The sequence below is a fragment of the Staphylococcus sp. HMSC34G04 genome (assembly GCF_001838765.1).
GTDB lineage: Bacteria > Bacillota > Bacilli > Staphylococcales > Staphylococcaceae > Staphylococcus > Staphylococcus epidermidis.
The window spans coordinates 48,151-62,155 of record NZ_KV838758.1 but is presented as its reverse complement, the minus strand read 5'-3'; the positions used below and the strand labels follow the sequence as shown (position 1 = coordinate 62,155).

Annotated in this window: 9 protein-coding genes; 6 read left to right on the top strand and 3 right to left on the bottom strand. The window is 32.6% G+C overall.

Annotated features, from left to right (window positions below):
* Nucleotides 1-423 precede the first annotated feature (423 nt).
* On the bottom strand, nt 424-1,239 hold the full coding sequence (locus HMPREF3241_RS10430) for a ZIP family metal transporter (RefSeq protein WP_001829605.1): 816 nt from the start codon (nt 1,237-1,239) through the stop codon (nt 424-426).
* Nucleotides 1,240-1,360: 121 nt separating this feature from the next.
* On the opposite strand from HMPREF3241_RS10430, the gene HMPREF3241_RS10425 reads away from it, so the two are divergent.
* The 6 genes from HMPREF3241_RS10425 (at nt 1,361) to HMPREF3241_RS10400 (ending at nt 9,643) form a co-directional block, all read left to right on the top strand.
* Nucleotides 1,361-3,250: an ABC-F family ATP-binding cassette domain-containing protein gene (locus HMPREF3241_RS10425; protein WP_172953379.1), complete on the top strand. Its 1,890-nt coding sequence runs from the start codon at nt 1,361-1,363 to the stop codon at nt 3,248-3,250.
* A gap of 10 nt (nt 3,251-3,260) precedes the next feature.
* On the top strand, nt 3,261-5,042 hold the full coding sequence (gene recQ / locus HMPREF3241_RS10420) for a DNA helicase RecQ (protein ID WP_088922879.1): 1,782 nt from the start codon (nt 3,261-3,263) through the stop codon (nt 5,040-5,042).
* A 200-nt stretch (nt 5,043-5,242) separates the two neighbouring features.
* Entirely contained in the window at nt 5,243-6,217 is a 975-nt protein-coding gene (locus tag HMPREF3241_RS10415) for an ABC transporter ATP-binding protein (RefSeq protein ID WP_002445912.1), read from the top strand.
* Nucleotides 6,210-7,724, top strand: coding sequence for an ABC transporter permease/substrate-binding protein (locus HMPREF3241_RS10410; protein ID WP_002445913.1), 1,515 nt, complete (start codon nt 6,210-6,212; stop codon nt 7,722-7,724). The genes HMPREF3241_RS10415 and HMPREF3241_RS10410 overlap by 8 nt, the downstream gene beginning before the upstream one ends.
* Before the next feature lie 202 nt (nt 7,725-7,926).
* Nucleotides 7,927-8,982 carry a histidinol-phosphate transaminase gene (gene hisC, locus HMPREF3241_RS10405; RefSeq protein WP_070853659.1) on the top strand — a complete coding sequence of 352 codons (1,056 nt, stop codon included), beginning with the start codon at nt 7,927-7,929 and terminating at the stop codon, nt 8,980-8,982.
* Nucleotides 8,983-9,103: 121 nt separating this feature from the next.
* Nucleotides 9,104-9,643, top strand: coding sequence for a 5' nucleotidase, NT5C type (locus HMPREF3241_RS10400; RefSeq protein WP_002445915.1), 540 nt, complete (start codon nt 9,104-9,106; stop codon nt 9,641-9,643).
* 66 nt (nt 9,644-9,709) lie between these two features.
* Here the strand turns inward: HMPREF3241_RS10400 and adhE are convergent, their stop codons facing one another.
* Nucleotides 9,710-12,319: a bifunctional acetaldehyde-CoA/alcohol dehydrogenase gene (gene adhE, locus HMPREF3241_RS10395; protein WP_070853658.1), complete on the bottom strand. Its 2,610-nt coding sequence runs from the start codon at nt 12,317-12,319 to the stop codon at nt 9,710-9,712.
* A 398-nt stretch (nt 12,320-12,717) separates the two neighbouring features.
* Complete coding sequence (locus tag HMPREF3241_RS10390) at nt 12,718-13,641, bottom strand: diacylglycerol/lipid kinase family protein (RefSeq protein WP_002445917.1); 924 nt, start codon at nt 13,639-13,641, stop codon at nt 12,718-12,720.
* Between the last annotated feature and the right edge of the window lie 364 nt (nt 13,642-14,005).

The following is a 14,005-nucleotide window of genomic DNA, read 5'->3' as shown; positions in this document are numbered from 1 at the left end:
ATTTCTATATTAATTCAATAGAAATTGTCTTTATTTACTTCTCCTGGAACTTTATGTCCTGGGCTCTTATTTTTATATTAATATCTTTACTAATCATTTTGAAATTAGAATATCTTTAAGAGTGACTTCTGTATTTAATATATTTTTGTATAAATAAAATAACTTTGAAACTTTCGATGACACACCTTTTTTAGAAAAAACATTAATATCAACATATAACTTTATAAGTATGTTTTATTTATATTGGAATTAATTGAAGTCATTTGTTTTATTAACTATAAAACAAAATCTCAAATTTTTATTATGATTAATGTTAAGGACAATGATGTTCTCTGATTATAAATGATTGGGTTACAAGGCTAAATATAAAGTAAAACAATATAGTTGATTAATCTATTATGATTCTTTTTTTAATGATATAAATTATCCAAGTGCAACGTCTAGAATCATCATAATTGTAAAACCAATCATTAGACTTAAAGTTGCCAAATCAGTGTTGTTACTTGATTGAGAATCAGGTATCAGTTCTTCAACAACAACGAAAATCATTGCACCTGCAGCAAACGCCAGTGCATAAGGCAATATAGGATTTACCACTAAAATTGCCGCAGCACCGATAGTAGCGAAAATAGGCTCAACAATTGCTGAAGCTTGTCCATAATTAAATGCTTTCCAACGTGTTGCACCTGCGGCACGGATTGGCATCGATAGTGCTGCACCTTCAGGAATATTCTGTATGCCGATACCTATCGCTAGACCAATCGCACCTAAAAATGTAGCGTGACTGTTACCAGATACAACACCACCGAATGCAACTCCGATAGATAGTCCTTCAGGTATGTTGTGAAGTGTGATAGCTAACACAAGTAGTGCATTTTTTCCAAGAGAGGTAGGCACACCCTCTTGTTGTTGGTTTTTATCTTGGGCATTTTGGTGAATATGGGGAATAATATAATCTAGAACCCTGATAAAAACGCCACCGAGAATAAAACCTATTGCTGCAGGAAGCCATGGCATAGCGCTATTTTCACTTGATTCAATTGCGGGTTGTAATAATGACCAAAAACTTGCTGCTATCATGATTCCAGCTGCAAAACCTTGCATCGAATTTAAGACTTTATCATTCACTTTCTTAAATATAAAAACTGCTGCCGCACCCAAAGCAGTTAGTAACCACGTGATTATTCCGGCTATAAGCGCCTGAATGTAGGGTGGTGCGTTTTGGAATAAATCTGACATATCTAAGTCTCCTTATATCTTTTGAATCTAAAAAGGTGTATAATATATAGAACTGAATTTAGCTTAACAAAATTTTTTTGAAAATTCGATAGTTGACAATTTCCAGTATTTGAAAAGGAAGATAAGCATGGAAGCATACAAAATTGAACATTTAAATAAATCCTATGCAGATAAAGAAATTTTTAATGATCTTAACCTATCTATATCTGAGCATGAAAGAATTGGATTAGTAGGTATTAATGGAACAGGTAAAAGTACACTATTAAAAGTCATTGGTGGTCTAGACGAAGATTTTACTGCAGATATTACCCACCCTAATCAATATCGCATTCGTTATTCCTCTCAAAAACAAGACCTCAATGGTCATATGACTGTGTTCGAAGCTGTTTTAAGTTCGGATACCCCTACATTAAGAATTATAAAAAAATATGAAGAAGCGGTTAATCGCTATGCGTTAGATCAAAGTGACTCTAATTTTAATAAAATGATGGAAGCACAAGAAGAAATGGATCAAAAGGATGCATGGGATTATAATGCAGAAATTAAAACGATTTTATCTAAACTAGGGATTCACGATACAACTAAGAAAATAGTTGAACTTTCGGGTGGTCAACAAAAAAGAGTTGTATTGGCTAAAACTCTAATAGAGCAACCGGATTTACTTTTGCTAGATGAACCGACGAACCATCTTGACTTTGAATCCATCCGTTGGCTTATTAATTATGTTAAGCAATATCCGCATACAGTTTTATTTGTAACACATGATCGCTACTTTTTAAATGAAGTATCGACGCGAATTATTGAACTGGATAGAGGGAAGTTAAAAACATATCCAGGTAATTATGAAGATTACATAGTAATGCGTGCAGAAAATGAATTAATAGAACAAAAGCAACAAGAAAAACAAAAAGCATTGTATAAACAAGAGCTAGCATGGATGCGAGCAGGAGCAAAGGCAAGAACTACTAAACAACAGGCACGTATCAATAGATTTAATCAACTGGAATCAGATGTTAAGACGCAACATGCACAAGATAAGGGTGAACTTAATCTTGCATATTCAAGGTTAGGTAAACAAGTATATGAGTTAAAGAATTTATCAAAATCAATTAATAATAAAGTTTTATTTGAAGGTGTCACTGAAATTATTCAAAGTGGTAGACGTATAGGTATTGTAGGACCTAATGGAGCGGGGAAAACAACATTACTTAATATTTTAAGTAATGAAGATCAGGACTATGAGGGTGAGCTCAAAATCGGTCAGACTGTTAAGGTTGCTTATTTTAAGCAAACCGAAGAGACACTTGAACGTGATATTAGAGTGATTGACTATCTAAGAGAAGAAAGTGAAATGGCTAAAGAAAAAGATGGTACCTCAATTTCAGTTACACAATTGTTAGAAAGATTTTTATTTCCGAGCGCTACACACGGTAAAAAAGTTTATAAACTTTCAGGTGGAGAACAAAAGCGTCTGTATTTATTGCGTTTACTTGTTCATAAACCTAATGTACTCCTTTTAGATGAACCGACTAATGATTTAGATACTGAAACACTTACGATTTTAGAAGATTACATTGATGATTTTGGTGGTTCTGTCATTACTGTCAGTCATGATCGTTATTTCTTAAATAAAGTGGTACAAGAATATTGGTTTATTCATGATGGTAAAATCGAAAAAATTATTGGATCATTTGAAGATTATGAATCTTTTAAAAAGGAACATGAACGCCAAGCCATGTTATCTAAACAAACTGAACAACAAAATAAACATAAGCATCAACCAAAAAAGAAAACAGGACTTTCCTATAAAGAGAAGTTAGAATACGAAACAATTATGACGCGTATAGAAATGACTGAAACGCGTTTAGAAGAGCTTGAACAAGAAATGATTAATGCAAGTGATAATTATGCAAGAATCAAAGAACTTAATGAGGAAAAAGAGCAACTTGAAGCAACTTATGAAGCAGACATCACGAGATGGAGTGAGCTTGAAGAAATTAAAGAACAATAAGGGGAATGTAATCATGCAAGAGACTTTATCGCATTATTTTGGTTATAAGTCATTTCGACCAGGACAAGAAGAAATTATAACTAAAATATTAAATCATCAGCATACACTGGGTGTACTACCTACCGGTGGCGGTAAATCGATATGCTATCAAGTACCGGGTTTAATGCAGGGTGGCACAACTATTGTTATAAGTCCACTTATTTCTTTGATGAAAGACCAAGTTGATCAACTACAAGCAATGGGAATTCAAGCTGCATATTTGAATAGTAGTTTGACTCATAAACAACAAAAAGAGATTGAAGAGCGAATAAAGCGTGGTGCCATTCAGTTTTTATATGTAGCTCCAGAGCGCTTTGAAAATACATTTTTTCTAAATTTATTACGTAAAATAAAAATACCCCTTATCGCTTTTGATGAAGCACACTGTATATCGAAGTGGGGACATGATTTTAGACCTAGTTACCAAAGTGTCATACAAAAAGTTTTTACATTACCTCAAAGCTTCACAATAGTTGCACTTACAGCTACGGCAACTGCTGAAGTTCAACAAGATATCATGTCTAAGTTATCAATTGGACAAAATGATGTTGTCAAGACAAGTACTAAAAGACGCAATTTAATCTTCAAAGTCAATCCCACTTATCAGCGCCAAAAATTTGTTGTGGATTATGTTGCAAATCATGAAGGGCAGGCAGGAATCATTTATTGTTCTACTCGTAAGCAGGTTGAAGAATTACACGAAGCTCTAAATAGTGAAAAAATTAAGAGCACAATTTATCATGCTGGTTTAACGAATAAAGAGAGAATAGAGGCGCAAAATGATTTCTTGTATGATCGTGTAGAGGTTGTCATTGCGACAAATGCATTTGGTATGGGTATTGATAAATCAAATGTACGTTATGTCATTCACTATAACATGCCTGGAGATTTGGAATCTTACTATCAGGAAGCTGGACGTGCGGGACGTGATGGTTTAAAAAGTGAATGCATCCTTTTGTTTAGTGAACGAGATAAGGGATTACATGAGTATTTTATTACTGTATCCCAAGCTGATGATGACTATAAAGATAAAATGGGCGAAAAATTAACAAAAATGATTCAATATACCAAAACGAAAAAGTGCTTAGAAGCGACAATTGTTCATTATTTTGAACCCAATGAAAATCTAGAGGAATGCAATCAATGTAGTAATTGTATACAGGAAAATAAAACGTATGATATGACACGTGAAGCTAAAATGATTATTAGCTGTATTGCTCGAATGAAGCAACAGGAAAGTTATAGTGTTATTATACAAGTTTTACGTGGAGAAGTGACAGATTATATAAAACACCATCATTATAATGAATTAACGACACATGGATTGATGAAAAATTACACAACATCTGAGTTATCACACTTAATTGATGAGTTACGTTTCAAAGGATATTTAAATGAAAATGATGAAATTCTTATGTGTGATACATCCGTGAAGCAATTACTAAATAATCATACCAAGGTTTATACCACTCCGTTTAAACAAAAAACTAAAGAGAAGGTATTTATCAACACTGTTGAAGGTGTGGATAGAGCGTTATATCGTGAGCTTGTTGATGTACGTAAACAGCTAAGTGATACACTTGGAATAGCACCTGTAAGTATATTTTCTGATTACACACTCGAAGAATTTGCTAAGCGTAAACCTGAATCGAAACAAGAAATGATTGCTATTGATGGTGTAGGAAGTTATAAATTAAAGCATTATTGTCCTAAGTTTATCGAAACCATACAAAGCTATAAAACTAGTATATAAATGATTAAACGACGAAATCTCCTATCTTTTGATTTCGTCGTTTTTTAATTATATGAAGTTAGATATTAAGTATTAATAATACTTTTTGTTAATTTGGATTTTTGAAATATAATAAATGTTAATTTTCAATTAAAAATGATTTAATAGGGAATATAGATTAAAATGGTCTACTATTTTGTAGAGGGAATGAAGGTGAAAAAGTGATTAAATTTAAAAATGTCACAAAGCGATATGGTAATAATATTGCTGTAGATAATGTAAGTTTTAATATTAAAGAGGGAGAATTTTTTGTGTTAATTGGTCCTTCAGGTTGTGGTAAGACAACAACACTTAAAATGATCAATCGTTTAATTCCTTTAAGCGAAGGTTACATATATTTTAAAGATAAACCAATTAGTGATTATCCAGTTTACGAAATGCGTTGGGATATTGGATATGTACTACAACAAATTGCATTATTTCCTCATATGACCATCAAAGAAAACATTGCACAAGTACCCCAAATGAAAAAGTGGAAAGATAACGATATTAATTTACGTGTGGATGAATTATTGACTATGGTAGGTTTAAACCCTGAGCAATTTAAAAATAGAAAACCTGATGAACTATCGGGTGGACAACGACAAAGGGTTGGTGTAGTGCGAGCATTAGCTGCAGATCCTCCCGTTATTATCATGGATGAGCCTTTTAGTGCTCTTGACCCAATTAGCAGAGAGAAGTTGCAGGACGATTTAATTGACTTACAAACGCAAATTAAGAAAACAATAGTTTTTGTAACGCATGATATCCAAGAAGCGATGAAACTAGGTGACAGAATTTGTTTACTTAATGAAGGCCATGTTGAACAAATTGATACACCTGAAGGTTTTAGAACGCGACCTAAAAGTGATTTTGTAAAGCAATTCATGGGTAGTCATTTGGATACAACGCATAATATTGTGAATCAAGTGAAGATTAAAGATTTAGGAATTAATCGACCTGTAGATGACAACACAAATGTTATTCATTATCCTGAAGTAGATGCTGAATTGTACTTAAATAATATTTATGAAGATTTGTCTCATTATGATGCAGTTGTGGTCAACGATAAAGAACAACATCGTCGATATTTGTTAAATAGAGAAGATGTGTTTACTTATTTATCTCTCAATAAGGAGGATGCGACACATGAATGAGTTCTTTGCGACATTAAGTGATAGAAAAGGACAGCTATTTTCTACTATAATTGAACACATTCAACTTTCTTTTATAGCCCTTTTCATTGCAACTCTTATAGCAGTACCACTTGCAATTTTGCTTACTAAAACGAAAAAACTTTCAGAAATCGTCATGAATATTGCAGCTGTTCTACAAACAATTCCATCACTGGCACTACTTGGTTTGATGATACCAATTTTCGGAATTGGGAGACTTCCGGCAATTATCGCCTTAGTTGTATATGCGTTACTTCCTATTCTACGTAATACATACACAGGTATTAAGGAGGTCGATCCCTCTCTTATTGAAGCGGCTAAAGGTATTGGGATGAAACCACTTAGAAGATTGACCAAAGTCGAACTCCCTATTGCAATGCCTGTCATCATGGCAGGAATACGCACAGCTATGGTATTAATCATTGGTACTGCTACACTCGCAGCTTTAATAGGCGCTGGTGGTCTAGGAGATTTAATATTATTAGGCATAGATCGTAACAATAGTGCACTCATTTTAATAGGTGCTATTCCAGCTGCATTTCTAGCTATTATTTTTGACTTTATTTTAAGATACATGGAACGTTTATCATATAAAAAATTGCTCATTTCTTTAGGGACAATTGTAATTGTGATTATCATAGCTATTGCTATACCTATGGCAGCTCAAAAAGGTGATAAAATCACATTAGCAGGTAAGCTGGGATCAGAACCGTCAATTATTACTAATATGTATAAAATACTTATCGAAGAAGACACAGATGATACTGTAGAAGTCAAAGATGGCATGGGTAAAACATCATTCTTATTTAATGCGCTTAAGTCAGATGAAATTGATGGTTATTTAGAATTTACAGGTACCGTATTAGGTGAATTAACGAAAGAAGATTTAAAGTCTAAAAAAGAGAAAGACGTATATCAACAAGCAAAGTCTAGTTTAGAAAAAAAATATCATATGACAATGCTTAAACCGATGAAATATAATAATACGTATGCATTAGCTGTAAAACGAGACTTTGCGGAAAAACATCAAATTAAAACAATAGGTGATTTACGCAAGGTGGAAGATAAACTTAAACCAGGTTTTACATTGGAATTTAATGATAGACCAGATGGATACAAAGCTGTTAAAAAAACGTACCATCTTAATCTTTCTAATGTTAAAACTATGGAACCTAAATTACGTTATACTGCAGTTAAAAAGGGAGATATTAATCTCATAGACGCATATTCTACTGATGCTGAATTAAAACAATATAACATGGTAGTATTAAAAGATGATCAACATGTATTTCCTCCATACCAAGGAGCACCGCTATTTAAAGAAAAATATTTAAATGACCATCCTGAAGTTAAAAAACCACTCAATAAATTGGAGAATAGAATCACAGATGAAGAAATGCAAGAAATGAATTATAAGGTAACAGTGAAGAAAGAGGATCCTTATAAAGTAGCAAGAGAATACTTAGAAAAAGAAAAATTAATAAAATAAAATTGTGCGTTTCTAGATTGATTTGATAGCTATTCGATGTACCATTTAAACATCGAATAGCTATTTATAATTTAACTATTTCAACCGATATAGCGAATTTAAAATGTAATCTTAGAAGTGTGATTGATTTTAAGGTATGAGTTTGTTTATAATAGGTACTAAGTTTTTTAAAATTTCAGTCAATTTAAGGTGTGATCTATGTATGAAGAAACAATTAGACCAATTAACAGCATATACGCCAGGGCTTTCTCCAGAATCTTTAAAAAAACAGTATGATATTAAAGGTGAATTACATAAACTTGCTTCAAATGAAAATGTATATGGTCCAAGTCCAAAAGTTAAAACGGCTATTCAATCTCATTTAGATGAATTATATTATTATCCGGAATCTGGATCGCCAAAATTAAGGGAAGCAATAAGTCAACAACTTAATGTTGATGCATCTCGTATTTTATTTGGTGCGGGTTTAGATGAGGTCATTCTAATGATATCAAGAGCCGTATTATCACCAGGAGATAAGATTATCACTAGTGAATCTACTTTCGGACAATATTATCATAATGCAATTGTGGAATCTGCTGATGTTATCCAAGTGCCTCTCAAAGATGGTGGATTTGATTTAGATGGTATATTACAACAGATTGATAATAAAACGTCTTTAATTTGGTTATGCAATCCTAACAATCCAACTGGGACTTACTTTTCGCACGATGAATTATTTAACTTCTTAAAACGTGTCCCAAGTGATATTCCTGTATTAATTGACGAAGCATATGTAGAATTTGTTACTGCTGATGATTTTCCTGATACGCTAAAGTTACAGGAGGATTTTGACAATGCCTTTTTATTACGTACTTTTTCTAAGGCATATGGATTAGCTGGATTAAGAGTAGGATATGTTATAGCTTCTGAAGACGCCATTGAAAAGTGGAATATTATTCGTCCACCATTTAATGTTACTAGAATTTCAGAATATGCAGCAATCGCTGCCTTAGAAGATCAAGAGTATTTGAAAGAAGTGACACAAAAAAATAGTTTTGAACGAGATAGATTTTATCAAATTCCTCAAAGTCAGTATTTTTTACCAAGTCAAGCTAATTTTGTCTTTGTTAAAATTTCAAGAAGTCAAGCACTTTATGATGCATTGTTAAACGTAGGATGTATTACACGTTTATTCCCTAACGGTGTTAGAATTACTATTGGTTTACCAGAACAAAATGATAAGATGATTGAAGTTTTAAAACATTTTGAGTATTAAACTAACACTCTTTGATAGCTTCTGATTTAAAAAGATGTGATATCGCACTTAAATAGATTAAACAGAAGGAAAAAATTTTGCTATACTAAACACGTATATCAAGAACAGGGAGTGTAAGCGCATGACGCGAGAGAGAATCGCCATTGATATGGATGAAGTGCTTGCTGATACATTGGGTGCTGTTGTTAAAGCGGTCAATGAACGAGCGGATTTAAATATCAAAATGGAATCATTAAACGGTAAAAAATTAAAACATATGATACCCGAACATGAGGGGTTAGTCATGGATATTTTAAAAGAACCTGGATTCTTTAGAAATTTAGATGTAATGCCGCATGCTCAAGAAGTTGTAAAACAACTCAATGAGCATTACGACATATACATAGCCACAGCAGCGATGGATGTACCAACCTCTTTTCATGACAAATATGAATGGTTATTAGAATTCTTTCCTTTTTTAGATCCACAACATTTTGTATTTTGTGGTAGAAAGAATATTATTCTTGCAGATTATCTTATTGATGATAATCCAAAGCAATTGGAAATTTTTGAAGGGAAATCAATTATGTTTACTGCTTCTCATAATGTTAATGAACATAGATTTGAACGCGTAAGTGGTTGGAGAGATGTAAAGAATTATTTTAATTCAATTGAAAAATAGAGAAGATAAAAGTCATAGGTCACTTTATTTGATGGCCTATGACTTTTTTGTTAAACATTTTTGAAGTTATCTTTCATAATCATATGCTCTTTCGATAATGCCTTTAAGCTCACTAATTAGCGGTTCTTTTGGATTAGCAGTTGTACATTGATCTTCAAATGCTAATTCAGCCATTCTGTCTATAGTAGAATGAAGAAGCTTTTCTGTTACGCCTTGCGATTTTAAATTCATGTCAATACCAATTGAACATCCTAAATCATACACCGCATTAGCTAGAGCATCCACTAATTCTTCAGTTGTATTACCTTTGAGTCCTAAAAATTTTGCAATGTCAGCATAGTCTGTATCTGCTCTAAAGAAATCATATTTAGGAAACAGTGTATGTTTTTGTGGATCTTTGGCATTATAACGAATGACATGTGGTAATAAAATAGCATTTGTTCTACCGTGGGGAATACCGTATTCACCACCAATTTTATGTGCGATAGAATGAGAAATTCCTAAAAAAGCATTTGCAAACGCCATACCGGCCATTGTTGAAGCGTTATGCATTTTTTCTCGTGAGTGTTTGTCATTTTCTTGAACTGATGATTTGAGATAGTCAAAAGTTAACTTTATTGCTTGTAAGCTTAAGCCCCTTGTATAATCTGAAGCCATGACAGAGACGTAAGATTCAATGGCATGTGTCAAAACATCCATTCCTGTATCTGCGGCAACATCTTTAGGTACACTTAATACGAATTGTGGATCGACGATAGCAATATCGGGAGTTAACGCATAATCTGCTAGTGGATATTTAACGTGCGTCTCGCTATCAGTAATTACTGCAAAAGGTGTCACTTCAGAACCAGTTCCTGATGTCGTTGGTATACATATAAATTTTGCGTTTTTAGGTTTGCTAATTTTATAAGTACGTTTACGAATATCTAAGAACTTTTGTTTTGCTCCAAAAAATGAAGTTTCTGGATGCTCAAAGAACATCCATATTGCTTTGGCTGCATCCATTGCCGAACCACCACCGAGTGCAATAATAGTATCAGGTTGGAAATTCATAAACATTTCTAATCCCTTATAGACTGTATGAGTTGATGGATTAGGTTCAACTTCGTTAAACACTTTAATTTGAGGTTGGTTTTCTCGGCGTCTCAACACTTGTTCAACTATATCAGTATAACCAATATTAACCATCCCTGGATCACAAACTATCATTGCACGTTCAACATTATCCATCTCTGTCAAATACATAACTGAATTTTCTTCAAAATAAACTTTAGGCGGGAGTTTAAACCATTGCATATTATTACGACGTTTTGCTATCGTTTTAATATTTAATAAGTCTACTGCGCTTACATTATGAGAAATAGAATTTCTACCATATGAACCACAACCTAACGTAAGAGAAGGAATGAGTTCATTATACATATTTCCAATTCCTCCAACAGCAGAAGGTGTATTTACCAATACACGGCAAGCTTTCATTTTTAGACCGAATTTTTGTTGTAATTGACTATCCTCGGTGTGAATTACAGCAGTGTGACCTAAACCACCAAATTTTAATGTGTCTTCACAAATTTGTAGTGCATGTCTTGTTGATTTTGCAGTTACCATTGCGAGTAAAGGTGATAATTTTTCACGTGATAAAGGATAATCTTTTCCAATTCCATCAATTTCTGCGACTAATAATTTTGTTTTTTCTGGAACACTAATTCCTGACAATTTCGCTATATTTACAGCAGATTTACCAACTATGTCAGGTTTGACTGCAGTTTTATCTTCATTCATGATGGCATCTTCTAATTGTTGTAGTTCATTTTTATTAACAAAATATGTGTGGTGTAATTTGAATTCTTTAACGACGTCAGAGTATACTTCTTTATCAACAACCATGACTTGTTCAGAAGCACAAATCATACCATTATCAAAAGTTTTAGAACCAATGATATCATTAACAGCACGTTTGATATGTGCAGTTTTTTCAATATAAGTAGGAACATTACCTGGACCGACTCCTAATGCAGGTTTACCTGTCGAATATGCGGACTTTACCATTCCAGAGCCTCCAGTCGCTAGAACTAAAGCAATGTCTTTATGATTCATTAATTGTTTAGTTGCTTCAATTGATGGTATTTCTATCCATTGAATACAATCTTTAGGAGCACCTGCTTTTATTGCTGCTTCCAAAATGACTTTAGCAGCATGTTTTGATGATTGTTGTGCACTTGGATGAAATGCGAAAATAATTGGATTACCTGTTTTAATAGCAATCATTGCTTTGAAAATAGTTGTAGATGTAGGGTTGGTCGTTGGTGTCACTCCACAAATAACGCCTATAGGTTCAGCTACATACGTTAATCCTTTTTGTTTATCTTCACCTATGATACCTACTGTTTTATTGTCTTTGATTGAATTCCATATGTACTCTGAGGCATATAAATTTTTGATAGCTTTGTCTTCATAAATACCTCTACCTGTTTCGTCGTAAGCGAGTTTAGCTAAATGCATATGCTGATCAACAGCAGCCATGCTCATCTGATGTACAATGTCATTAATCTCTTGTTGAGATTTTTTAGATAATTCTTTTAGAGCTTCTTGTCCTTTTTCTGCTAATGAATCAATCATTTGTGTGACTTCATCTTTGTTTGATTCATATGTATTTTTTTTAGTTACAGATAACATATACAACCACTCCTTAGATATTGTGAAATAATTCACAAACATTATAGTACACCTTTTTTCAAATTAAAAGAAAATACAGACTATTAAAGAGTCAATTGTGATGTTTATATGAACACGTTGTTAATCTGTATATTTAGTCGGGATTAATGTGTAAGACTTGATATAAAGGGAACAAAACGTATTTGGTAATTAAAAAAATCTATTTTTAAAAGAAGTAAATTTTAAAAAATTTATTGTAAGTATTCATACTAAAAATTATGAGGGGTGTTGTAATGAAATTATCGTCTCACACGACTAACGATGTTATCAATTTATAAAATAAAAAACTGAGACAATCATTTATGTCTCAGTAGCTCATGCTTTAAAAATAAATTGATAAAGAATAAGTGAAATTTACATTAATTATTTTGTTCAGTTGCAGTAAGAAGTTGTATCGCTTTGGGTAATACTTGAATCTCAATTGGTGTTTCTAAATTAATTTCGCCATCAATATCCACTTTCATACTAGGGTTTGTTGAGAGTGTGATGTGCTTACCAGATATGTGATCAATACCTTGTGTGATTTCATTCCAATTCATACTATCACGTTTTTTTAATATATCATTCAATATATTTAGTGTTTGATCATTAAATACAAATGTGTTTGCTCTTCCATCTTGTGGTGATAAGTCGGTTAGCGGAATTTGTCCACCACCTATATTGGGACCGTTTGCTATTAACATCATCGAAGTATTTCCTTCTTTTGTTTCACCATCAACAGTCAATGAGAAATCAAACTTAACAGGATTTAATAATGTTTTAACAGTTGATCCAATATAGCTGAATTTACCGAATATATCTTTAGAACCATCTTGAACATTCTCTGCATTTTGTACTATTAAGCCTAGTCCAACGAAATTAAGTACATATAAATCGTTCACTTTTAACACATCATATGATTCAGCGTGCGATGTTAATAATTGCTCACTAGCTATTTTAAAATTAGGGTGCAGTTGAAGTGTTTTTGTAAAATCGTTAAAGGTACCACCTGGTATTACACCGATTGGTAAATCTAATTGATATTGCATAACGCCATTTACTAGTTCATTAAGTGTACCATCTCCACCTAAAATAAATAAAACGTCTACATCAGAACTGTAATTTTCATTTTTAATAGCTTTACAATATTTAATAATATCGCCTTTATTTTCACTGAGTTGAAGAGAAAGGTGTTTACACATTGAACTAAGAGATTTTGCAACTTCTCCTATGCCATTATGTATATCTTTCAAACCGCTATGTTCATGATAGAAAAGAACACCATGGTTATACGGTTGTTTCATAAATATATACCTACTTTCGATAAATAGTCTATGTAATTAGATTGTTTGAATATCCACTTATGTTTGATTTACATTATAAATTAAAATTTATGTTATTGAAACTTAAGTGTTCTATAGAGATAGATGTTCAAAATAAAATAGCATAAAATTAAGAATAAGAATATAAGGTTGGCAAAAAATTTGTGTAGGCATATAACACTATTTTTAATTTCATTTTGGGATGATATAATGTTGCGCCACGATGATGTCTGAATTCAGTATCGGGAATTGTTTCAACAATATCATTGTGGGGATAAGGACTGAAGTTTCAATCTGGTAGAGTGAGTTAAGCCTCTTTATACATAAGACACCTCGTTAATTTAGT